Origin of the sequence: Bifidobacterium sp. A11, from assembly GCF_000499185.1 — a bacterium.
Taxonomy (GTDB): domain Bacteria; phylum Actinomycetota; class Actinomycetes; order Actinomycetales; family Bifidobacteriaceae; genus Bombiscardovia; species Bombiscardovia mizhiensis.
On the sequence record NZ_AWUO01000004.1, the window covers coordinates 105,577 to 129,573 of the forward strand.

Consider the following 23,997-nt stretch of genomic DNA (forward strand, 5'->3'; position numbering starts at 1 on the left):
GCGCGGACTTATCTGGAGTCTCAGCCCATCAATGGGTCGGCGGCCGCAAGGTCGTTCGTGCTTGGCACGGTGAAGCATTGGAGAGGCCTGACTCGACGGTTTCGGCCGTCTTCGTTCAGATAACGACAGAAGCAAGTAAGGATTGCATCAATGACTAACATTCAGCGTGCGCGTCGCCAGGTCCGCCTGTCCCGCGCTCTGGGCATCGCCCTGACGCCCAAGGCCCAGCGCCTGTTCGAGAAGCGCCCCTATGGCCCCGGCGAGCACGGCCGTAGCCGCCGTCGCACCGAGTCCGATTACGCCGTCCGTCTGCGGGAGAAGCAGAGGCTGCGCGCCCAGTACGGCGTCTCCGAGAAGCAGCTGCGCGCCGCCTATGAGCGGGGCACCCACGAGTCCGGCCAGACCGGTGCCGCCATGCTTCGCGAGCTGGAGTGCCGCCTGGACAACCTGGTCCTGCGCGCCGGTATCGCCCGCACCACCGCCCAGGCCCGCCAGTACGTGGTTCACCGCCACATCCTGGTCGACGGCAACATCGTGGATCGTCCCTCCTACAGGGTCAAGCCCGGCCAGACCATCCAGGTCAAGCCCAAGAGCCAGACCATGGTACCCTTCCAGATTGCCGCCGAAGGCGTCCACCGGGATGTGCTGCCCGCAGTCCCCGGCTACCTGGACGTGGACCTGGCCTCTCTGAAGGCCAGCCTGGTCCGTAAGCCTGAGCCGGAGGAGATCCCGGTTCAGATCAATATTCAGTACGTGGTCGAGTTCTACGCTCGCTGACCACCAGGAACGTTGGGGCCCCGGTTCGTCCGGGGCCCTTTGCGTGTCAGGATCTGCCACTCCTTCCAAGGTATGGGTGGGATAATAGGGACATGTTGCTCCATCTGTACGCCGTCCGCCATGGGCAGACCTATTTCAATCGTTACAACCGTCTCCAGGGCTGGTCCAACTCACCTTTGACCTCATCGGGGCTGGAGGATGCCGACCGTGCGGGCCAGAAATTGAGCAAGGTGAGCTTTGCGGCAGCCTACTGCTCGGACACCACACGCGCCCAGGAGACAGCCCGCAGGATCCTGGCCCAGAACCAGTCGGAGAAGAAGCCCGAACCTGTCAGCGACAGTCACTTCCGCGAGCAGTTCTACGGCTACTTCGAGGGGCAGGACATGGCCATGGCCTGGTGGGCTGCAGGCGCGCCCCATGGAGCAGGCACCTACCAGCAGATCGTGGATCGTTTCGGTCTGGCCGCCACCAGGGACTTCCTCAAGCAGGCCGATCCCTTTGGCGATGCCGAGTCCGACAGCGAGTACTGGACTCGCATTGCCGGTGGATTCGCCCTGATTGCCGCCGACCAGCATGTAAAGAATGGCGACCGCGTCCTGCTGATCTCGCACGGCAACACCTTGCTCAGTCTGGTCAACCGCTTCGGCGACGGGCGTTACGACACCAGCAGTCGCCCAAGCAATGGAAGTGTCACCATATTCGACTTCGATACGGAGGCTTCCTTTGAGCGGGCCCTCCAGGTTCGGTCCTTCAATCAATGAACCGGCTTCAATAGGCCAGTCATGGCCTGGACTGATAGACGGCGCGTGCTAGCGTTGTCCCCAGTATCGTACCAATGGAAGAGAGGTAGCAGATGGACGTAGGACAGATTGCCGGCCTGATAGCGGCCATTGCCTTCGCTATCCTGGCGGGGTTTCTGATCTATCCCCTGATTCGTCTGGGGAAGCTCTTCGATCAGCTGGCGCAGACCATCAAGCAGGCGGGCGACCATGTGGTGCCCACCCTGGACGAGTCCACCAGCACGGTCACCCAGCTCAACCAGACTCTGACTGACGTCAATCGCATCTCCGCAGCGGCTTCGACCACGGCAGGCAACGTTGGCGCCCTGACCGACCTGTATGGATCAATGCTGGGCAAGCCGGTCATCAAAGTGGCGGCCTTCTTCTACGCCCTGCGCAAGACGATCTCGTCATTCCTTTCAGGAGGCCGCAACAGCGCCGAATCCAAGCCTTCCACCGCACAAAAGTCCACCGCACAAAAGGCCAATGAGGGCCAAGGGAACGAGGGGAGGACCCGCTGATGTTCAAACGGATCTTCTGGATGGGGCTGGGCGTCACGGCAGGCGTGGTCCTGGTGACCAAGGCCGAGGCCTATGTGAGGGCCAATACCCCCAAGCGTGCAAGGGAATTCGTGCTAGGCGAGGACCAGGACCAGGTGGCTTCACGGACCCTGTCCGGCTTGGTGCGCCAGTTCACCCAGACGATGCACCAGCGGCAGGACGAGCTGGACCGCCGCTATCTGGACCGTTTCCAGGGCTGAGCCTGGGGCGGACAGGCCAGGACAGATGGGCCTGGCCGGTGTAAAATCACCATATTCAGCTATGAGTCCGGAGTGCGGGCGACTTGTTCGCGCCCTGGGCAACCGAGTCATTTGGACAACCCGTAATCCCCTCGGCATTCAACGGGTCTGAAGGAGCAGAAGCAGCATGCGCACATCGGAAATCGCCAAGCGTTTCCTCGATTATTTCCAGGGCAAGGATCATCTGGTGGTTCCCTCCGCCTCCCTGATCTCGCCCAATCCCACCACGCTCTTCACCATCGCTGGCATGGTTCCCTTCATCCCCTACCTGCTGGGGGAGCAGACCCCGCCCAAGAGCCGGATGGCCAGCAACCAGAAGTGCGTGCGCACCCTGGACATCGACGAGGTCGGCAAGACCACCCGGCACGGCACCTTCTTCCAGATGCTGGGCAACTTCTCCTTCGGGGACTACTTCAAGGAGGAGGCCATCCACTACGCCTGGGACCTGCTGACCAAGCCCCAGGACCAGGGCGGCTACGGCTTCGATCCCGAAACGATCTGGGTGACCACCTACACCGACGATGAGGAGGCCCGCTCCCTGTGGAAGAACGAGGGCTTCGACCCCGAGCACATGGAAATCCTGGGCATGGAAGACAACTTCTGGACCACTGGCGGCCCCGGCCCCGGTGGTCCCTGCTCCGAAATCTATGTGGACCGCGGCCCCGCTTATGGCAAGGAGGGCGGTCCCTCGGCAGACGAGAACCGATACATCGAGATCTGGGATCTGGTCTTCGAAAACTACGAGGTGGACAACGTCCGATCCAAGACCGACCTGCACATCGTAGGCGAGCTGGAACACAAGAACATCGACACCGGCGCCGGACTGGAGCGCCTGGCCTACCTGCTCCAGGGCAAGCAGAACATTTATGAGACCGACGAGGTCTACCCCGTCATCCAGGCGGCCGAGGGTCTGTCTGGCCGGCACTACGGAGACAATGCTCAGGATGATGTGCGCTTCCGTGTGGTGGCGGACCATGTGCGTTCGGCCCTGATGATCATGAGCGACGGGGTCCGCCCCAGCAACGTCGGCCGCGGCTATGTGCTGCGCCGTCTGCTGCGCCGGACCATCCGCTCCATGAAGATGCTGGGCGTGGATCAGGAGGTTCTGCCCCAGCTCTTCCCGGTCTCCAAGGAGGCCATGGCCCCCAGCTACCCAGAGCTCAACGACACCTTCTCCGATGTTGCCGAATCCGCCTATGGCGAGGAGCTGGCCTTCCGCCGGACCCTGGACAAGGGGACCACCATTCTGGATACGGCCGTAAACAAGGCCAAGAGCGGGAAGGGTGAGCCCGAGGTCTCCGGCAAGGACGCCTTCACCCTGCATGACACTTATGGGTTCCCCATCGAGCTGACCCTGGAGATGGCTGCCGAACAGGGCGTCAAGGTCGATCAGGACGAGTTCCGAAAGCTGATGAACGAGCAGAAGTCCAGAGCCCGCGCCGATGCCATGAAGAAGCGGCACAACGTGGACTTGAGCGTCTACGACGATATGCGCAAGAGCCTGGACGAGCCTCAGGTTTTCCTGGGCTACACCGACTTCTCCAGCCGCTCGACCGTCCTGGGCATCATCCAGGAGGGCAAGGGAGCGGTTCCGGCCGTCAAGGCGCCTGCCCAAGTTGAGGTGATTCTGGACCGCTCGCCCTTCTACGCCGAAGCCGGTGGTCAGTTGGCCGACCAGGGTGAGATTCTGACCGACGATGGGGCCGTCCTAGAGGTGGACGACGTGCAGAAGCCCATCAAGGGTCTGACTGTTCACCGTTGCCGGCTGACCGAGGGGACGCTGATGCTGCAGGCCAAGGTCACGGCCACCATCGACCGGAACCGGCGTGGGGCCATCGCCCGTTCGCACACGGCCACGCACATGGTCCACAAGGCCCTGCGCGAGGAGCTGGGCCCCCAGGCCACCCAGCGCGGATCCGAGGATGCGCCCAACAGACTGCGCTTTGACTTCCAGTGGTCGCAAGCCCCCAGCCGTCAGGCCATGGATGCGGTGGAAGCCCGTGTCAACGACCGGCTGCGTGACAACTTGGCCGTCACCACCCAAGAGATGAAGTATGACGACGCCATCGCCCTGGGTGCCATGCATCTGTTCGGAGAGAAGTATGGCGACGTGGTCCGTGTGGTCTCCATAGGCGAGGACGGCTGGAGCCGGGAGCTCTGCGGGGGAACCCATGTGGATCACGTGGGCAAGATCGGTGCGGTCTCCATCATGTCCGAGGCCTCGGTGGGCACCGGCGTTCGCCGCGTTGATGCTGTAGTGGGCCAGGGGGCCTACGAGTACAACGCTCGTGAGCATGCCTTGGTCTCACAGCTCTCAGACAAGCTCAACGCCCGCCCTGACGAGCTGGAGTCCAGAATCTCGGCCCTGCTGGCCAAGCTCAAGGAGTCTGACCGCCGACTGGCGGCCACCTATGAGCAGCAGATGGCCCAGGCTGTGCCTGAACTGGCCAACCAGGCCCTGCATGCCCCGGAGGATGTCAAGATCGCATCCCGGAATATGGGCCGTTTCGGTTCTGTGGATGCCCTCCGCAAGACGGTGACCGACCTGCGGGCCCGTATGGGCGAGGAATACCCGGTTGTGGTCGCTCTGGCCGGTGTCAGCGAGGATGAGAAGCCTGTCATCTTCGTCGCCACCAACCAGGCGGCCCGTGATCGCGGTCTCAGGGCCGGCGACCTGGTCAGGACAGCCTCCAAGGTCCTGGGAGGCGGCGGTGGAGGCAAGCCTGACTTCGCCCAGGGTGGCGGTCAGGATGCCTCGGCCATTGACCGGGCCTTGAAGGCCCTGAGTGATCAGGTCCGAGAGGGCTGAGCTTCCGGTGCGATCACATACAGCCGTATGGCTGGGGGTGGATCTTGGGGAAGCCAGGGTGGGTCTGGCCCTGTCGGACCCGGAGCTGACCCTGGCCTTTCCCGCTGGCAACATCAGGGTTCAGGGCGACTACTTTCAGGCTCTGGACCAGGTGGAAGACCTGATTATGGATAAATGTGTGTCCAAGGTCGTAGTCGGATACCCTCTGCTGCTGAGCGGCCAGGCTGGTCGCAGCGCCAAAAAGGCGGCCCGTTGGGTGCGTGCCCTGACCGGTCGCCTGCAGGAGGCTGCACAAGATTCCGGCGTTGCCCCTGAGCAGTTGCCCAGTGTAGTATTGCGAGACGAACGACTGACGACCGTCAGCGCCCATCGTCAGCTATACGATGCCCGCGTGGACGGGCGAAGACATCGTCCTGTGGTCGATCAGCAGTCCGCTGTTGTGCTGCTGCAGTCGGCCCTGGACAACCAACGTGCCGACAAGGAGTGGTAATTGGCCGACGACATGCAGGAATTCTTCCAGGATAAGGTCCAGTGGGTGGCCGATGGGCAAGCCCCGGTCTCCGCCATGCCGCCACGTCCTCCTCGTTCGCGTCGTGAGATGCGTCGTCGGCGTGAACGTCGCAAGCGCCGTCAGCGGATTATGGTTCTCCTCATCGCTTTGGCCGTGGTGGTTGCTGCCTCCTGCGTGGTGATACTGGTGGGCGGGCTACGCCATGGAACTCCCAGGATCGTAGCCACCAAGGAGGTCGCCCCTGATTATCCAGGCCCTGGTGGAGCGCCGGTGGAGTTCACGGTCGAGAGCGGCCAGGGGGCTGATCAGGTCGGTGCCAACTTGGTGAAGGCTGGAGTGGTCAAGTCCACGGAGGCCTTTTTGCACGCCATCACCAGCGCCCAATCCGAGTCCAGGCTGGTGCCCGGCACCTTCGATCTGCGTCTACGGATGAAAGCCTCCGATGTCGTGACCATTCTGACTGACCGGAACAAGGCCGGCGGCTTCCTGCAGGTGCGGGCCGGCGAGCGGGTACGTGATGTGATTGCCAGGGCCGCTCAGCTCTCTGGGGTGCCGCAGAGCGAATTCGATGCCTTAGTTCAAGCCAAGGGGGAGGGGATTCTGCCCCAGGAGGCCCAGGGAGACTTTGAAGGCTGGCTGCAGCCCGGGGAGTACGATGTGCGCAAGGCCGGGTCGGCCAAGGCCATCCTGACCAACCTGGTCTCCAAGCGTATTGAGCATCTGGATCAGCTGGGCGTACCCGGAGGTCAGGAACGGCAGACCATCCTGAATACAGCCTCGATTACCGAAGCCGAGGTCAACAAATCGGAATACTACGGCAAGGTGGCAAGGGTCATCGACAACCGCTTGGCCAAGGGAATGCCCTTGGGCATGGACAGCACGGTGGCCTACTCCAACAACGTCTCGGCCTTGAAGCTGACCGATGCCATGCTGCAGAACGCCGACGACCCCTACAACACCAGGGTCCACCAGGGCCTGCCTCCAGGCCCCATCGGCAGCCCGGGAGACGAGGCCATCCAGGCGGCCATGCACCCGGAGTCGGGCAACTGGCTCTATTTCGTGACCGTCAACATGGACACGGGGGAGACCAGGTTCAGCGACAACCAGGATCAGTTCAACCGAGATGTCAAGGAATACAAGGCCTGGGAATCCAAGCACAACGAGCAGAACAATTAGCACATTTTCCTTGGATTTGAGGATCCCAACCCCCGGTCAGGTGCCTGCCGGCTCTAGATGGCATCAATGACCAGGGCCACTGCCGCTGCTGCAAGGATGACCGGGACATAGGCCAGCGAGAGGGGGTTGTTTGGTCTGGCGGGTCCGTTGCGATGACGGGCCAACCAGGCCAGGCCCAGGGCAACCAACCCCAGCAGTCCCATCATCACCCACCAGACCAGGATCGTTGTCCATCCCAGAACCGACAGGCTCAAGGCCACCAGACCCGTGGCCGTCACGTCGCCCAACCCCAGGGCACCGGGTCGGATCAGGGCTAGCATGAGCTGAAGGCCTGCAGAGGCCAGAGTCAGCAGCAGGCACTGCACCAGCAGCATCGGTTGCGCCTGGATCAGTGAAAAGACCAGCAGGGTCACGGTCTGCAGCACCAGCCCCAAGAGCACTAGAAGACGTGGGACTCGCCGGGAGCGGATGTCGATCAGGGCCAGGAGGAGGGCGGTCAGCAGTCCCGGCGCTGGGATGAGGTAGACCATCTTCTAAGATAATCATACGTAGCCCTAACCTGGCAAACGAGGAACAAACGAGGAGCTTGAATATGTTGCGCTGGCAGACGGCAGGGGAATCCCACGGAGAGGCCCTGGTGGCCATGATGGAAGGTCTGCCCGCAGGGGTCGCCGTGTCCACCAAGGATATTGAATCGGCCTTGGCCCGTCGTCGGCTGGGCTATGGTCGTGGGGCCAGGATGGGCTTTGAACAGGACAAGGTTCGGCTGCTGACCGGGGTCAGGCATGGACGAACGCTCGGTTCTCCGGTGGCTATCGAGATCGGCAACACGGAGTGGCCCAAGTGGCAGCAGGTCATGAGCGTGGACGAACTGCCTGCCGACCAGGAGCCCCCGGCGACCGGTCGCAACGCCCCACTGACCCGGCCCAGGCCCGGCCATGCCGATCTGACCGGTATGCGCAAGTACGGGTTTACGGATGCACGTCCAGTCCTCGAACGCTCTTCGGCCAGGGAGACCGCATCCCGGGTGGCCCTGGGATCGGTGGCGGCTGACTTCCTGCAACAGGCTTTAGGAATACGGACCGTCTCCCATGTCATATCCATAGCCGGGGTCGGCCTGGAGGGTCATGAAGTCACGCCCGGCCCCGAAGACGGACCTGCACTGGACGCTTCGCCGGTCAGGACCCTGGACAAGGATGCCGAGAAGCGGATGATGGCCAGAATTGACCAGATCAAGAAGGATGGAGACACAGCCGGCGGGGTCTTCGAGGTTATCGCCTATGGTGTGCCGGCAGGTCTGGGCACCTATGTGGAGGACGACCGACGTCTGGATGCTGCCCTGGCCAGTGCCTTCATGGGTATTCAGGCCATCAAGGGCGTGGAAATCGGTGATGGTTTCCGTGAGGCTGATCGCCCCGGTTCACAGGCCCATGACGAGATGGAGCCTGGTCAGGACGGCACCATCCGCAGACTCAGCAACCATGCAGGCGGCCTGGAGGGTGGCACATCCAACGGCCAGCCCATCAAGGTGAGGGTCGCCATGAAGCCCATCTCCTCGGTGCCGCGGGCCCTGCGCACGGTGGATGTGGCCACCGGCCAGCCTGCCCAGGCCATCCATCAGCGTTCCGACGTGACCGCCGTACCTGCCGCCGCAGTGATCGGCGAAGCCATGATGAACCTGACCCTGGCACGGTTCGCCTTGGAGAAGTTCGGCGGTGACTCGCTTGAGGAGGTTCGGCGCAACGCCCAGGCCTACCTCCAGTCCTGGCCCGAGCATCTACGGTGAGGGGCGGACTTGCATGATTGAAAGCAGCAGCATGCCCAAGGCTGTCGTCATTGGCATGCCCGGTGCGGGCAAGACCCGTCTGGGCAGGGAGACGGCCGCCCTGATCAAGACGCCCTTCCGGGATACGGACCAGTGCATTGAGGAGGAAGCAGGCCAATCGGTCAGCGAGATCTTCGACACTCAGGGTGAGCAGGCCTTCCGCGGTATGGAGACCAGGGTGGTCCTGGATCTCTTGAAGGACTTTCCCGGTGGCATCCTGTCCCTGGGAGGAGGCGCTCCCATGAGCACCGAGGTCTTCCAGGCGTTGCAGGACTATCGGCGGGCAGGCGGCGCTGTGGTCTACCTGCAGGTCGACCCCGAGGAGGGGGTCAGCCGAGCAGCTCGGTCGGATCATCGTCCCTTACTCCGCGGCGGCGCATCGGAGCGCTGGATGGCTCTCTACCGTGAGCGTCGCAGCGTCTACCAGGAGCTGGCCACCATCACCCTTAAATCCAGGAACACCACCCCCCGAGCCCTGGCCAGACGGCTGGCGGATGCCTTGACTGAGCGGGTGGTCCACGTCAGCGGTCCCGACCCCTACGATGTGAGGATCGGTGCAGGCGTGACCGGGCGGCTGCATGAGCTGCTTGGCGACCAGACCATGCGTGTGGCCCTGATTCATACCCAGCCGGTTCAGCGCCATTCCGACCATGCCCGGGCCCTGCTTCGACAAGCCGGTTACCAGGTAGTGGATCTGGCCATTCCCGACGCTGAGGCCGGCAAGACCATCAAGGTTAGCCAGGGTATCTGGGAGCGCCTGGCCACCGAGGGCTTCACTCGTTCCGACGCAGTTGTGGGACTGGGCGGGGGAGCGGCCACAGACCAGGCTGGATTCATCGCCGCCACCTGGATGAGGGGCATCCGTTATGTGAACTGCCCCACCTCCCTGCTGGCCATGGTCGACGCCTCCACTGGAGGCAAAACCGGCATCAACCTGGAGCAGGGCAAGAATCTGGTCGGCAGCTTCTATACCCCTGTCGGCGTCCTGGCTGATCTGCGGACCCTGCGGACCCTGCCCAATGAAATCTTTGTGGAGGGCCTGGGCGAGGTGGCCAAGTCCGGCTTCATCATGGACGGCGGCATCCTGCGCGAGCTGGAGGAGCGGGCTGAGTCCCTTCGTTCCTTCGATGGACAGGAGTCCGACCAGTGGCTGGGAACGGTGGTCCAGGATCTGATCGAACGCACTGTAGAGGTCAAGGCCCGGCACGTCTCGGTGGACCTCAAGGAGTCCGGCTTGCGGGAATTCCTCAACTATGGCCACACCCTGGGCCACGCCATCGAAAAGATCGAACACTTCACCTGGCGGCATGGTCAGGCCGTGTCTGTGGGCATGGTCTTTGCAGCCGAGCTGGCCAGGATCACCGGCCACCTGGATCAGGAGGCGGTCGACTATCATCGGCGGCTGCTGTCCTCCCTGGGACTGAGGACTTGGTGGAACGGGGGCGACTTCGACCAGGTGCTGGCCCTCATGCATCGGGACAAAAAGGCCCGTGGCAACAAGTTGCGGTTTATCATTCTTGATGGTTTGGGCAAACCCACCCACCTGGACGACCCACCGGTCTCGGCGATCAAGGAGGCCTTCCAGGCCATACGCAAGGAGGAATGACAGATGGCGGATGCCGACAAGGGCAGGCAGACGGTTCTGGTGGTCAACGGACCCAACCTGGGTCGGCTGGGTGTGCGCGACCCTGATGTCTACGGTCGTCAGGATCTGGCGACTCTGACCCGGGACTGCGAAGACTGGGGTCAGCAGCTGGGTCTGGATGTTCAGGTGCTGCAGTCGGACGACGAGGGCCAGGTCATTCGCTGGATGCACCAGGCGGTGGATCAGCGCAGTGCAGTGGTGCTCAACCCCGCCGCCTTTACCCACTACAGTTACGGGCTTTCCGATGCCGCCGTCCAAGTCACGCAGGCAGGGCTGCCGCTGATGGAGGTCCATATTTCCAATCCGGCATCCAGGGAGGCCTTCCGCCGACGTAGCGTCATCTCGCCGGTGGCCACAGGCACCATCACCGGCATGGGCTTCTACGGCTACCGGCTGGCCCTGGAAGCAGTGGCCCACCTGCTGGAGAACGCATGAGCGACAGCAGGGAGACAGGCAAAAACCTCTCCGCACCGCCCAAGGCCATCCTTGTTCGCGGCGCCAGGGTCCACAACCTGCGCAACCTGGACGTAGACATTCCTCTCAATCGCTTGGTGGGCATCGCTGGGGTCTCCGGCTCCGGCAAGTCCTCCCTGGCTCTGGGGGTCCTCTATGCCGAGGGGTCCCGGCGTTACCTGGAATCCCTGTCCACCTACACCAGGAGGCGGATGACCCAGGCCCAGCGTCCCCAGGTGGAGTCGGTGCGTTTCCTGCCTCCTGCCCTGGCCCTGCGTCAGCGGCCGGGTGTGGGCGGCATGCGATCCACCTTTGGCACCGCCACCGAGCTGCTCAACGTACTCAGGCTGATGTTCTCCCGGCTGGCCAGCCATGTCTGCCCCAATGGTCATCGACAGGAGCCCACTCTGGCCGTGGCAGCCGAGATGCCCATCACCTGCCCCATCTGCGGTGCTAAAGTCGAGCCTCCCAGCGCTGAGGAGCTGGCCTTCAACTCCCTGGGAGCCTGCCCCACCTGCCAGGGGACCGGGACCGTGCGTGAGGTGGACGATGCCACCCTGGTTCCCGATGACAGTCTGACCATCGACCAGGGGGCTGTGGTCCCCTGGCGGACCTTCGGCTTTAACGTCCAGCCCGACATCGTTCGCGAGTTCGGAGTCCGCACTGACGTGCCCTGGCGGGATCTGACCGATCGGGAGCGGAAGATCGTCTTCGAGGGGCCGGCCGAGAAGAAGCACATCACCATTACTTCGATCAAGGGTGTCCACGAACTGGACTTCACCTTCCGCAACGCACGGCTGACCGTGACCGAGGAGCTCAAGAGGGCCAACGACGACAAGCGTCTGGCCAAGGTGGCCAAGTTCCTGACCGAGCGGACCTGCCCGGACTGCAAGGGTACCCGGCTCAACCAACGAGCCCGTCTGCCCCGAATCAACGGGGACAATCTGGCCGAGGTCACCTCCTGGCCCCTGGATAAGGTGCTGGACTGGGGCCGGAAACTGCCACCCACGCTGCCTGAACCCATGCAGCCCATGGCCTCGGCCCTCTGCAAGACCTTGGACGAAATGGGTAGGCGGTTGATCCAACTGGGACTGAGCTACCTGACCCTGGACCGTTCCAGCGCCTCTCTGTCCACAGGAGAGCGGCAGCGGGCCCAGCTGGCCAGGGCTGTCCGCAATGAGACCACCGGCGTGCTCTATGTGCTGGACGAGCCCTCGACCGGTCTGCATCCCGCCAACCTGGAGGGGTTGATAGGGGTCATGCGCGACCTGCTGGCCGACGGCAATTCCGTGGTTTTCGTCGACCATGACGTCAAGGTTTTGCAATCAGCCGACTATCTGATCGAAATGGGTCCCGGAGCAGGGGAGCGTGGCGGCAGGATTCTGGCCCAGGGAGACCCTGAGCGGATCGCTACAGACCCGGACTCGCGCATCGCAGGCTTTCTGGATGGACGCGAGCCTGTTCTGGTGCGAGACCGTCACCCTATGCCTGCAGAGGATGAATGGATCCGTATGCAGTCAGGACCCATTCACACGGTCCACCCGCTGGATCTAGCCATTCCGCGGGGATGCATGACGGCGGTGACCGGCGTATCCGGCTCGGGAAAGACCACCATGATCCTGGAGTCCCTGGTCCCGGCCCTGCAGGCCCAAATCCAAGGCGAATCCATGCCCAAGCATGTGCACAGTCTGGATCCGGCGGGCATCGACAGGGTTCGCTTGGTGGACTCCTCGCCCATAGGCATCAACGTGCGTTCCACAGTGGCCACCTACTCGGGGCTGATGGACCGGCTGCGCCGACTCTTCGCGGCCACTGACCAGGCGAAAAAAGACAAGCTGGGCATCTCGGCATTCTCCTACAACACCGGATCCCTGCGCTGCCCCCAATGCGACGGCACAGGGCAGATCAGCCTGGACGTGCAGTTCCTGCCCGACATCCCCATCACCTGCCCCAGCTGCCAGGGTCGTCGATACCGCCCGGAAGCCGAGCAGTACCGTCTGTCCACGCCGGCACACCCGGAGCCGCTGAGCCTGCCCGATCTGCTGGCCATGGAGGTGGGCCGTGCCCTGGAGGTCTTCGCGCAGGGCCGGGAGTACACGGCCATCCGCCGAGGCTTGCAGACACTGAAGAACTTGGGCCTGGACTACCTGACCCTGGGGGAGGACACCCCATCCCTGTCTGGTGGGGAGGCCCAGCGGCTGAAGTTGTCCAACGAATTGGGCCGCAGACAGAATGGCTCCATGTTCGTCCTGGACGAGCCCACCACCGGTCTGCATCCCTTGGATGTGCGCGTCCTGATCGGGGTGCTGGAGCGCCTGGTCAGCAAGGGGGCCACGGTGGTCTTCATCGAGCACGATCTGGACATGATCGCCAACGCCGACCATGTGGTCGACATGGGCCCGGGCGGCGGTGACCGAGGCGGAAGAATCGTGGCCCAGGGCGACCCTGAATCAGTGGCACGCAACCCTGATTCGGTTACCGGCCGCTACCTGGCCGACCATCTGCATCTGAGCCGTCCCTGAATCGGTCTGTCCTCCTCGTGTGTTGGCCGGTTTCTGGTCGCTCCTGCCTGATAGGCTGAAGTTCCATGGTCAGAGAACATGGAAATTCGCAAGGGCATATCACCAAACACATTTTCGTCACCGGCGGCGTGGTCTCTTCACTGGGCAAGGGGCTGACCGCATCCTCTCTGGGCCGACTGCTGAGAAGCCGCGGAATTCGCGTTCTTCAACAGAAGCTGGATCCCTACATCAACGTCGATCCGGGGACCATGAACCCCTTCCAACACGGCGAGGTCTACGTGACCGAGGACGGGGCCGAGACCGATCTGGACATCGGCCACTATGAGCGTTTCACCGACGTCTTCCTCTCCCAGAAGGCCAACGTGACCACCGGCCAGATCTACCAGTCCGTTCTGCGCAAGGAGCGGGCTGGGGAGTACCTGGGCCAGTGCGTCCAGGTCATTCCCCACGTGACCAACGAGATCAAGAGCCGTATGCGGGCCCAGGCCAGCGACGACGTGGACGTGATCATCACCGAGATCGGCGGGACTGTGGGCGACATCGAGTCCCAGCCCTTCATGGAGGCCGCCCGTGAGGTTCGTCGGGACATCGGCCCGGACAACTGCATGTTCGTCCATGTCTCCCTGGTGCCCTACGTGGCCGCCGCCCACGAGCTCAAGACCAAGCCCACCCAGCACTCGGTTATGGCCCTGCGCCAGCTGGGCATCGCTCCCGACGCCCTGGTGCTGCGCTCCGACCGGCCGCTCAACCAGGCCATCAAGGACAAGATCTCCCTGATGTGTGACGTGGATGCCGAGGGCGTGGTCAACTGCGTGGATGCGCCCAGCATTTACGACGTGCCCAAGATCCTCTACAAGGAGGGTCTGGATGCCTACGTGGTGCGCAAGCTGGGACTGCCCTTCCACGACGTCGACTGGAACGAGTGGGAGGATCTGCTGGACCGGGTTCACAACCCCCGCACCAAGGTGGCCATCGCCATCGTTGGCAAGTACATCGACCTGCCTGACGCCTACCTGTCGGTCATCGAGGCGCTGAAGGCCGGCGGCTTTGCCAACCGGTCCCAGGTCCAGGTCAAGTTGGTGGCCGCTGACACCTGCGAGACCATGGACGGTGCACGCAAGGCCTTGGAGGGCGTTGACGGCATCGTGGTTCCCGGAGGCTTCGGCATCCGCGGCATCGAGGGCAAGATCGGCGCCCTGCGCTACGCCCGCGAGACCGGCCTGCCAGCCCTGGGACTCTGCTTGGGCCTGCAGTCCATGGTCATCGAGTTCGCCCGTCACGTCCTGGGGCTGGAGGATGCCAACTCCTCGGAGTTCGAGCCTGACTGCGAGAACCCGGTCATCGCCACCATGGAGGAGCAGAAGGACATCGTGGCCGGCCATGGCGACATGGGCCATACCATGCGGCTGGGTGCCTACCCGGCAGTGCTCAAGCCCGACTCACTGGTGGCCAAGCTCTACGGTTCCACCGAGATTTCGGAGCGTCACCGCCACCGCTACGAGGTCAATGTGGCCTACAAGGAGCGGCTGGACAAGGCCGGTCTGCACATTTCGGGCACCAGCCCGGACGGGCAGCTGACCGAGTTCGTGGAGCTCTCCCAGGACCAGCACCCCTTCTATGTGGGCACCCAGGCCCACCCGGAGTTCAAGTCCCGGCCCACCAAGCCGCATCCCCTCTTCGCTGGTCTGGTCAAGGCCAGCCTGGAGCATGGAGGCCAGGAGGCGGCCTGAGCGGCTGATCCTTTTCAGGCATTTCGGTATGATCGCTCGTTTCCCTTCTGCAGGGAAGCGGGCGATTGTCCGTATCGACGACTTTGTCAAGAGTGCCGGCTGGATTCCTTAGAGAGCGTAAGCCCGGGTCTGGCGGTTTACTACCGTCCTGGTTATTCTGTAATGGTGTGATCGGCCGCATATGGCGGCCGTGCGTGTGTTAGGAGGTCTCAGCTCGTGGACAGCACCTCGCAGCGGACAGACACATCGCGGGATGTGGAAATGAGCCAGTACGTGGCCGACCGCTCCCGCGTCAATGAAGAAAAAATCAAAAAAGACGACCAGATCATCTCCGAGTTCGGCGACTATACCTATGGCTGGCACGACTCCGACGATGCCGGGCGCAACGCCCACAAGGGCATTGACGAGGACGTGGTCAGGGCCATCTCAGCCGACAAGGGCGAGCCTGACTGGATGCTGCAGATGCGTCTCAAGGGCTACCGGGCCTTCATGGAGAAGCCTATGCCCAAGTGGGGCGTGGATTTAAGCGGGTTCGATGCCGACGACTTCAAGTACTACGTCAAGCCCTTGAAGGAGCAGGCAAAGGACTGGAAGGACCTGCCCGACGACATCCGCACCACCTATGACCGGCTGGGCATCCCCGAGGCCGAGAAGAAGCGGCTGGTCTCCGGCGTGGCTGCCCAGTATGAGTCCGAGGTCATTTACAACTCCATCCGTGAGGATCTGCGCAAGCAGGGGGTCATCTTCCTGGATACGGACACGGCCCTCAAGGAGTACCCGGACCTCTTCCGCAAGTACTTCGCCACGGTCATTCCGCCGGACGACAACAAGTTCGCTGCCCTTAACACGGCGGCCTGGTCGGGCGGTTCCTTCGTCTACGTGCCCAAGGGGGTCCATGTGGACATCCCCCTGCAGGCCTACTTCCGCATCAACACACCCAACATGGGCCAATTTGAGCGCACGCTGATCATCGCCGACGAGGGTTCCTACGTCCATTACGTGGAAGGCTGCACAGCCCCCATCTACTCCACAGACTCCCTGCATGCGGCCAATGTGGAGATCGTGGTCGAGCCCCACGCCCGTGTGCGCTACACCACGGTCCAGAACTGGTCCAACAACGTCTACAACCTGGTCACCCAGCGTGCCTATGTGCGCGAGGGCGGCACCATGGAGTGGGTGGACGGCAACATCGGGTCCAAGGCCACCATGAAGTACCCGGCCTGCATCCTGGCCGAGCCCTACGCCAAGGCTGAGACCCTCTCCCTGGGCTTCGCCGGCAAGGGCCAGTACCAGGACACGGGCGCCAAGATGATTCACCTGGCACCCCACACCTCCTCCACCATCGTCTCCAAGTCCATCTCCCGCAACGGGGGAAGGGCCGCATACCGCGGCCTGGTCAAGATCATCAAGGGGGCCGAGAAGTCCTCCTCCTCGGTGGTCTGCGACGCCCTGCTGGTGGACGACTACTCCCGTTCGGATACCTACCCGCATGTGGACGTTCGCGAGGACGACGTCTCCATGGCTCACGAGGCCACCGTCTCCAAGGTCTCCGAGGACCAGCTCTTCTACCTGATGAGCCGTGGCCTGGAGGAGAAGGAGGCCATGGGCATGATCGTGCGCGGGTTCGTGGAGCCCATCTCCCGGCAGCTGCCCATGGAGTACGCGTTGGAGCTCAACCGCTTGGTCGAATTGCAGATGGAGGGTTCGGTAGGCTGATGTCACAAAACAGCGAAATAACCATTCCGCATGCGGATCCCAAGGATCCCTATGCTTTCCCGGCTACCATGCCGTCCAGCGCCGACAAGGAGCCCCGCTCCTTCAATCCTGACGACTTCCCCATGCCTACCCGAAAGCAGGATGACTGGCGGTTCACCCCCATCGACCGGATGGAGGAGTTCTTCACCGTCTTCCAGCCCAGCGGCCTGACCAAGGTCTCGGTCACCATGATCGACGGATCCGAACCGCCCGCAGATCAGGTCAGCTTCAGCCGGATTCCTATGGGTCAAGCTCCCTGCGGCACGGTCCTCAAGCCCAGCGACCGAGCGGCCGCTGTGGAGTGGGCGAGCGGCAAGCAGGCGACTGTGGTCAACCTCAAGGGCACCCTGGATCAGCCTGTGCTGGTTCGCGTCAACGGCGGCGGCCCTGAGCTGGACACCTTCCATCTGGTCATCAAGGCGGAGGCGGGCACCAAGGCCGATCTGGTGGTCGAGCACCAGGGCCAGGCACGCCTTGCAGAAGGGGTTGAAATCGACATTGGCGACAATTCGCAGATGTCGACCACCTTCATCCAAGAGTGGGACAAGGGCAGCAAGCATGTAGGCAACCACCGCATTCACCTGGGTGCCGAGGCCTCCCTGCGCCATTCGGTGGTCAGTCTGGGCGGCGATGTCGTACGGCTGCGCATGGACCAGGACTTCGGCGGCGAGCAGGGTGACCTGAACATGCTGGGCATCTACTTTGTCGATCCAGGCCAGCACATGGAGCATCGGACCATGGTGGTGCACAACCATCCAAACTGCAAGTCCCGTGTGGTCTACAAGGGAGCCTTGGACGGCATCGGCGCGCACACCACCTGGGTGGGCAACGCGCTCATTCAGCCCACGGCGCCTGGAACCGACTCCTACGAGCTCAACCGGAACCTGGTGCTCACCCCTGGGGCCATCGCCGATTCTGAGCCCAACCTGGAGATCGAGAACGGTGACATCATCGGTGCCGGGCATGCAAGCTCGGTCGGACGCTTCGACGACGAGGAGCTCTTCTACCTGCAGTCCCGCGGCATTCCCGAGCAGGAGGCCCGCAAGCTGGTGGTTCGAGGCTTCTTCGGCGAACTGGTAGAGGAGATCGACGTCCCCAGCGTCTCCGGGCACCTGATGGGGGTCATCGACCGCAGGCTGGCGGCCGGCGAGGATCAAGAGATGCAGCACGTTTTGGAGGAGAACTGACATGTCCACATTGGAAATCAAGGATCTGCACGTTTCAGTGGAGACCAAGGAGGGTCGCAAGCAGATCCTCAAGGGGGCCACACTGACCGTCCACTCCGGCGAGACTCACGCCATCATGGGACCCAACGGGTCGGGCAAGTCCACCCTGGCCTACACCCTGGCCGGCCATCCCAAGTACGAGGTGGATTCGGGCCAGGCCCTGCTGGATGGGCAGGACCTGCTCAAGATGACCCCTGACGAGCGGGCCAAGGCCGGGCTTTTCCTGGCCATGCAGTACCCGGTCGAGGTGCCCGGTGTGTCCATGACCAACTTCCTGCGTACCGCAAAGACCGAGGTTGACGGCAAGGCTCCGGCAATCCGTCAGTGGACCAAGGACCTGAACGATGCCATGAAGCGGCTGCGCATGGATCCCAAGTTCGCCAGCCGCTCGGTCAACGAGGGCTTCTCCGGCGGCGAGAAGAAGCGCGCCGAGGTCCTGCAGCTGGAGCTGCTCAAGCCTAAGTTCGCCGTCCTGGACGAAACCGACTCCGGTCTGGACGTCGATGCCCTGCGGATTGTTTCCGAGGGGGTCAATAGGGCCAAGGAGAACACCGGCATGGGTGTGCTCATGGTCACCCACTACACCAGGATCCTCAAGTACATCAAGCCCGACATCGTCCACGTCTTCGCCGACGGCCGCTTTGTGAAGACCGGTGGCCCCGAGCTGGCCGACACCCTGGAGGAGACCGGGTACGACCAGTACCTGCCCGAGGGCGCCGACTCCGAATCAGCCCTGGCCTGAAGATAAGAGAAGAGGTCCGCAATGGTCATTGATGACAGCATTCGGCAGCAGTTTCCGATTCTGGACCAGCAGGTGCATGGCCACCCCCTGGTCTATCTGGATTCAGCTGCCACTGCCCAGAAGCCCCTGGCGGTCATCGATGCCGTTCGGGACTTCTACCTGAAAGACAACGCCGGGGTGCACCGGGGCGCCCACGAGTTGGCCGCCCGCAGCACCATGGCCTTCGAACATGCCCGCTCACGCGTGGCCGCCCTGGTCGGCGCAGAGGGCCAGGAGGGCGGCGAGGAGATCGTGGTGACCGCCGGTGCCACAGCGGCTCTGAATCTGCTGGCCACCGCCTTCGGCAACGCCAGCCTGGGTCGTGGAGGCAAGGCGGCACGTCGATTCGCACTGAAGCCTGGTGATGAAGTCGTGGTCAGCAAGGCCGAGCACCACTCGGTCCTCCTGCCCTTCCAGGAGCTCTGCTACCGTACCGGAGCAGTGCTCAAGTACTTCGATCTGGATCCGGAGGGTCGTGTTCTGGCCGATACCGCCGACCAGGTCATCACCGAGCGGACCAAGGTGGTCGCCGTCACCCACGTCAGCAACGTGACCGGCGCCATCACTGACATCAAGCCCATCGTCCGCCGTGCCCACCAGGTGGGTGCTCTGGTGGTGCTGGACGTATGCCAGTCGGTGCCTCACCTACCTATTGATCTGCATGCCATGGACGTGGACTTCGCCGCCTGGAGTGCGCATAAGATGTACGGCCCAACCGGTGTGGGCTTCCTCTATGGTCGCCGAGAGCTGCTCGAGGCCCTGCCTCCGGCATCATTCGGCGGATCTATGGTGGAGCTGGCCTACCTGGACCGTCCAGCCAGTTACATGGATCCTCCAGCCCGGTTCGAGGCCGGCACCCAGCCGGTGGCCCAGATGATCGGCGCTGGCGTAGCTGCCGATTGGCTGATGGATCTGGGCATGGAGAACGTGGCCGAACATGAGAAGGCTATCACCCTAGGTCTGTTGAGGCTGGGGGAGCTGGACGGGGTACGTATCCTCGGGCCGACCACTCCGGAGGATCGTATTGGCACGGTCGCCTTCGATGTGCAGGGGGTCCATCCCCATGACGTGGGTCAGTATGTGGATTCGCGCGGCATTGCCATCCGCGTAGGTCATCACTGCGCCCAACCGGTCCATCGTCACTTCGGCCTGATGGCCTCCAACCGCGCTTCGACCGGCGTATACAATACCGTGGCCGACACGGATGCCTTGCTGGATGCCGTCTCCGGAGTCCGCAGGTTCTTCCGGGTGGGCTGAGGGTCTTCACCTGGAGCACATTGACGGTTTTGGCAAAGACATACTGGTAGGTTTAAGGACATGGCGGATTTCGGGATGGATGACGAGGAACTGGAGCAGATGTACCAGGAGGTGATCCTGGACGCAGCCCGGGATCCTCACGGGCGTGTAGGAGATCAGGCTGATGGGGGAGAAGACTCTGATGGCGACGGCGTGACCATCAGGGTGGAGCACGAGGCCTGCCTGGCTGCCGAGTCCCATCAGTTCAATCCCACCTGCGGGGATCAGGCCACCATCCATGTGGAGGTGGCGCCTGGCGAGCAGGGCGGTCCCGATCTCATCCAGCGAATTGTTTGGCAGGGTTCGGGCTGCTCCATCAGCCAAGCCAGCCTGTCCATCATGGTGGATCTGGTCCAGGGGCAGACCGTTGACCATGCCATGGATCTGGCTGCCGACTTCCGCAAGCTTATGGAATCGCGCGGAGCCGGCATCGAGGATGAGCAGGCGCAGGACGCTCTCGGTGATGCCATGGTCTTCCAGGGTGTGTCCAAGTACCCCATGCGAATCAAGTGCGCACTGTTGGGCTGGGAGGGCATGAAGGCCTCGGTGGCTCAGGCCCTGTCGGCTGGGCAAGAGGGCGACAAAGGTGAGAAGGAGGAGCAGGTATGAGCGGCAATACGAATTTGGTGCCCGAACCCCAGGACTCCATCCTGGCTTCAGTGGGCCGGGCCATTAGTGATCCCGGCACGGCGCAGGCACTGGCTAGCAATCCCCTGGGCGCGGAAACGGTTCTGAAATCGGCCGAGGGTGGTTCCATGCGTCAGGTCGATGGCCAGGCTGACAGGAAGTCCGATTCGGCTAAGTCCGACGATCAGCCTGCCGGCCAAGATGCCCCTGACGCTTCCACTGAAAGTGTGTCAGCGGAGCAGGGCTCGAATGACCAAACCTCGGCAAGCGAGCCGGTCGCCAATAGTGAAAAAACTGCGGACCAGAATGCCGCCGACGCTGAGGCCGCTGCTGAGGAGGCCATCCCTTTGAAGGCCGTCGACGATATCGGCCGGGCCACTGCGGAGGATGTCAGGGAGGCCCTCCACCAGGTCATCGATCCCGAGCTGGGTATTGATGTGGTTGATCTGGGGCTGGTCTATGGCATCGAAATCGACGAACTGGGACGGGCCATCATCACCATGACCCTGACCACGCCGGCCTGTCCGCTGACCGACCTGATTGAAGACCAGTGCGCCAGCGTCCTGGCGGGTCTGGTCGAGGAGTTCCGCATCGACTGGACCTGGTCGCCGCGCTGGACCCTGGACATGATCACCCCCGAGGGTCGCGAGCAGTTGGCCGCCATCGGCTTCAACTTCGAGAACATGCCCACCTATCAGTGAGACCATCCCTCCGGTAGACCAACCCGGGTCCTCCCATGCGAATATAGTGATGATTCCGGTCCGCCGTGACCGGCACGGCGCATGAGAGAAAGCACAGTGAAATGGCATTGTCCATGGGCTGGAAACTGCACGGCGACGGGAAAACCTTGGCTCCGGGCGAGGTTGTGGAACCCGATGAACGACTCACATGGCCACGTACGGCTGGCATCGGTGCCCAGCATGTCATCGCCATGTTCGGCTCCACTTTCCTGGTTCCCATTCTGACCGGATTCGATCCCTCTACCACCCTCTTCTTCACGGCCATGTCCACGGCCCTCTTCCTGCTGATCAACCGCAACCGTTTGCCCTCCTACCTGGGTAGCTCCTTCGGTTTCATCGCTCCCGTCCTGGCCGTGACAACCGCCCACAAGGGTCTGGCTGTGGCCTCCTTCGGGATCATGGTTACGGGTGCTTTGCTCTTCCTGATCGGCTTGGTCGTCCATTTTGCCGGTTCGCGATGGATCGATATGATCATGCCCCCGGTGGTCAACGGTGCCATCGTGGCCATCATCGGCTTCAACCTGGCCCCCTCGGCCTGGAAGAACTTCAAATCCGCCCCGCTGACCGCCTTGGTCACCTTGGTGGCCGTCATGCTGATAGCCGTGCTCTTCAAGGGCTTGATCGGCCGACTCAACATCCTGCTGGGAGTCATCGTCGGCTACATCTTCGCGGTCACCCAGGGCCAAGTCGACTTTGCGGCTGTGGAGAAGGCCGCCTGGTTCGGTCTGCCTCACTTCCACACCCCACAAGCCGATCCCTCCGTTTTGGCTATGTTCATCCCCGTGGTGCTGGTCCTGGTGGCCGAAAACATCGGTCACGTCAAGTCCGTGGCCCTGATGACCGGCCGCGATTATGATGACCAGATCGGCACAGCCCTGATGGCCGATGGTCTGGGCACCACACTGGCCGGACTGGGCGGAGGCTCGGGCACCACTACCTACGCCGAGAACATCGGAGTCATGGCCGCCACCAAGGTCTACTCCACGGCCGCCTACTGGTGTGCCGCCATCTTCGCCTTCCTGCTCTCCCTCTGCCCCAAGTTCGGAGCCATCATCAACACCATCCCCACCGGCGTTCTGGGCGGGGTCACCACCATGCTCTACGGCATGATCGGCATGCTGGGCATCCGTATCTGGGTGGAGAACAAGGTGGACTTCGGCAAGTCCGTCAACATGACCGTGGGTGCCGTCGTCATGATCGTGGGCATAGCCGACTTCACCTTTGCGGTTGCCGGGGTCAGTTTCAACGGCATCGCCATCGGCTCTGTGGCTACGCTGGTCATGTACCACGGTCTCAAGGCCATCGGCCGCTGGCGGGGAACCATCGACCCTGACGACTACATTCATGAGGATTCGCAGGCCGTCTCCCATCAGAGCTGATTGCGCCTGAGTTGCCAACCTTCCTTGGTTACTTGACACGCGAACTTTGGTCTGTTGCCAAGTATTGCCTGATGTTAATGGTTACCCGATATTGAGCCATGAAGTGAATAGACTCAGGTCAGCAGGAATTAGCTACGCAGCAGAGGGCTCAGTTGGCTGGTTGGTGCAGTCAGCCGGCAAGGCTCAGCTACCATGCTGGGGTCTGGTTGCGTAGAAGGCTACGGCGCTTGAGGCGGCCACATTCAGGCTGTCCACCTCGTGGCTCATGGGGATGCGCACGGTCAGGTCCGCTCGGGCAATGGTCCTGTGGCTTAGCCCATCGCCTTCGGTACCGAATATTAAAGCCAGGCGATCAATCTGGTCGGACCCAGGCCCCAGCCGTTCCGCCAGTTCATCCAGGCTGATGGCATCCCGGTTCAGGGCCATGGCTGCCGTGGTGAAGCCCAAATCGTGTAGTTGGCGCATGCCCTGGTCGGGCCAGGCGTGGACGTCGTCGCCACCAATCCTGGTCCAGGGAACCTGAAAGACAGTGCCCATGGAGACCCTTGCAGCCCTGCGGTAGAGAGGGTCAGAGCAGGAAGGGGTTACCAGTACCGCATCCACCTGTAGGGCTGCCGCAGAACGCATCAGTGCGCCGATGTTGGTGTGATCAACAATGTTCTCCATGACGGCCACCCGCCTTGCCGAGCGGCAAACCTGCTCCACAGTGGGCAGAGGCCAGCGTCTCATGGCGGCTAGTGCGCCCCGATGCAGCCGGTAGCCGGTGATGGCTTTGAGCTGTGCTGGGCTGGCGACGTAGACGGGAATGTCGGGTCCGAAGGTTGCGTCCACCTGGTCGAACATGGAATGCATCCCCTCCAGCCAGGGCTCTTCCACCAGGAAGGAGATAGGCTCAACCCCGGCATCCAGGGCGCGGGCGATGACCTTGGGGGATTCGGCGATAAACAGGCCCTTAGCGGGTTCCAGGCGGTTGCGCAGCTGAGGTTCGGTCAGCCTGGTGTAGGCCTCGATTCTGTCATCCTCGATGGAGTCGATTCTCACCTTGAGCACGCCTTCCGTTCCTCCTTCTGGTCCTGGTTACAGCATAGGCGGCGCGACTGAAAACCGAGCATGAGACATTTTCGATGGAGAGCTCGAATAATAGGTCAGAAAGAGCCGTACCGATCA

At 62.7% G+C, this 23,997-nt stretch carries 21 protein-coding genes; 19 read left to right on the forward strand and 2 right to left on the reverse strand.

The features are described 5' to 3' along the window. Positions 1-150 precede the first annotated feature (150 nt). From rpsD to mltG, 7 genes are all read left to right on the forward strand, one after another. The gene (gene rpsD, locus P273_RS0105070) at positions 151-777 is read left to right on the forward strand and encodes a 30S ribosomal protein S4 (protein ID WP_015021916.1); all 627 of its coding nucleotides are present in this window, start codon (positions 151-153) and stop codon (positions 775-777) included. Between the two features lie 92 nt (positions 778-869). Further along, complete coding sequence (locus P273_RS0105075; RefSeq protein ID WP_024627394.1) at positions 870-1,538, forward strand: histidine phosphatase family protein; 669 nt, start codon at positions 870-872, stop codon at positions 1,536-1,538. Positions 1,539-1,630: 92 nt separating this feature from the next. Then, positions 1,631-2,077: a DUF948 domain-containing protein gene (locus P273_RS0105080; RefSeq protein ID WP_024627395.1), complete on the forward strand. Its 447-nt coding sequence runs from the start codon at positions 1,631-1,633 to the stop codon at positions 2,075-2,077. Then, positions 2,077-2,316, forward strand: a complete 240-nt coding sequence (locus P273_RS0105085; protein WP_024627396.1) for a hypothetical protein — start codon at positions 2,077-2,079, stop codon at positions 2,314-2,316. Before P273_RS0105080 ends, P273_RS0105085 begins: the two co-directional genes overlap by 1 nt. 166 nt (positions 2,317-2,482) lie before the next feature. After that, positions 2,483-5,164, forward strand: coding sequence for an alanine--tRNA ligase (gene alaS, locus P273_RS0105090; protein WP_024627397.1), 2,682 nt, complete (start codon positions 2,483-2,485; stop codon positions 5,162-5,164). 7 nt (positions 5,165-5,171) lie between these two features. Beyond that, positions 5,172-5,654, forward strand: a complete 483-nt coding sequence (gene ruvX, locus P273_RS0105095; protein WP_024627398.1) for a Holliday junction resolvase RuvX — start codon at positions 5,172-5,174, stop codon at positions 5,652-5,654. After that, positions 5,655-6,851 carry an endolytic transglycosylase MltG gene (gene mltG / locus P273_RS0105100; RefSeq protein ID WP_024627399.1) on the forward strand — a complete coding sequence of 399 codons (1,197 nt, stop codon included), beginning with the start codon at positions 5,655-5,657 and terminating at the stop codon, positions 6,849-6,851. 53 nt (positions 6,852-6,904) lie between these two features. Here mltG and P273_RS0105105 read toward each other — a convergent pair whose 3' ends face one another. Continuing rightward, on the reverse strand, positions 6,905-7,381 hold the full coding sequence (locus P273_RS0105105) for a hypothetical protein (protein WP_024627400.1): 477 nt from the start codon (positions 7,379-7,381) through the stop codon (positions 6,905-6,907). A gap of 62 nt (positions 7,382-7,443) precedes the next feature. Here P273_RS0105105 and aroC point away from each other — a divergent pair, with 62 nt between their 5' ends. The 12 genes from aroC to P273_RS0105170 all read left to right on the forward strand — a co-directional run bounded on the left by aroC (position 7,444) and on the right by P273_RS0105170 (position 22,830). Further along, positions 7,444-8,637: a chorismate synthase gene (gene aroC / locus P273_RS0105110; RefSeq protein WP_024627401.1), complete on the forward strand. Its 1,194-nt coding sequence runs from the start codon at positions 7,444-7,446 to the stop codon at positions 8,635-8,637. A gap of 13 nt (positions 8,638-8,650) precedes the next feature. Next, positions 8,651-10,282: a bifunctional shikimate kinase/3-dehydroquinate synthase gene (locus P273_RS0105115; protein ID WP_024627402.1), complete on the forward strand. Its 1,632-nt coding sequence runs from the start codon at positions 8,651-8,653 to the stop codon at positions 10,280-10,282. A gap of 3 nt (positions 10,283-10,285) precedes the next feature. Continuing rightward, positions 10,286-10,756, forward strand: coding sequence for a type II 3-dehydroquinate dehydratase (gene aroQ / locus P273_RS0105120; RefSeq protein WP_024627403.1), 471 nt, complete (start codon positions 10,286-10,288; stop codon positions 10,754-10,756). After that, positions 10,753-13,296, forward strand: coding sequence for an excinuclease ABC subunit A (locus P273_RS0105125; protein ID WP_024627404.1), 2,544 nt, complete (start codon positions 10,753-10,755; stop codon positions 13,294-13,296). Before aroQ ends, P273_RS0105125 begins: the two co-directional genes overlap by 4 nt. A gap of 65 nt (positions 13,297-13,361) precedes the next feature. After that, the gene (locus P273_RS0105130) at positions 13,362-15,026 is read left to right on the forward strand and encodes a CTP synthase (protein WP_024627405.1); all 1,665 of its coding nucleotides are present in this window, start codon (positions 13,362-13,364) and stop codon (positions 15,024-15,026) included. 261 nt (positions 15,027-15,287) lie between these two features. Next, positions 15,288-16,742, forward strand: coding sequence for a Fe-S cluster assembly protein SufB (gene sufB, locus P273_RS0105140; protein ID WP_154313578.1), 1,455 nt, complete (start codon positions 15,288-15,290; stop codon positions 16,740-16,742). Beyond that, positions 16,742-17,968: a Fe-S cluster assembly protein SufD gene (gene sufD / locus P273_RS0105145; protein ID WP_024627407.1), complete on the forward strand. Its 1,227-nt coding sequence runs from the start codon at positions 16,742-16,744 to the stop codon at positions 17,966-17,968. Before sufB ends, sufD begins: the two co-directional genes overlap by 1 nt. Before the next feature lies 1 nt (position 17,969). Further along, a complete protein-coding gene (gene sufC, locus P273_RS0105150; RefSeq protein WP_024627408.1) occupies positions 17,970-18,749 on the forward strand; it encodes a Fe-S cluster assembly ATPase SufC in 780 nt (259 codons plus the stop codon). A gap of 21 nt (positions 18,750-18,770) precedes the next feature. Continuing rightward, positions 18,771-20,045, forward strand: coding sequence for a SufS family cysteine desulfurase (locus P273_RS0105155; protein WP_024627409.1), 1,275 nt, complete (start codon positions 18,771-18,773; stop codon positions 20,043-20,045). Positions 20,046-20,105: 60 nt separating this feature from the next. Continuing rightward, positions 20,106-20,693, forward strand: a complete 588-nt coding sequence (gene sufU / locus P273_RS0105160) for a Fe-S cluster assembly sulfur transfer protein SufU (protein WP_024627410.1) — start codon at positions 20,106-20,108, stop codon at positions 20,691-20,693. Continuing rightward, positions 20,690-21,412: a metal-sulfur cluster assembly factor gene (locus P273_RS0105165; protein WP_024627411.1), complete on the forward strand. Its 723-nt coding sequence runs from the start codon at positions 20,690-20,692 to the stop codon at positions 21,410-21,412. The genes sufU and P273_RS0105165 overlap by 4 nt, the downstream gene beginning before the upstream one ends. A gap of 101 nt (positions 21,413-21,513) precedes the next feature. Next, entirely contained in the window at positions 21,514-22,830 is a 1,317-nt protein-coding gene (locus P273_RS0105170) for a uracil-xanthine permease family protein (RefSeq protein ID WP_024627412.1), read from the forward strand. A gap of 183 nt (positions 22,831-23,013) precedes the next feature. On the opposite strand, the gene P273_RS0105175 is transcribed toward P273_RS0105170, so the two are convergent. Continuing rightward, a complete protein-coding gene (locus P273_RS0105175) occupies positions 23,014-23,880 on the reverse strand; it encodes an RNA methyltransferase (RefSeq protein ID WP_024627413.1) in 867 nt (288 codons plus the stop codon). Positions 23,881-23,997 lie beyond the last annotated feature (117 nt).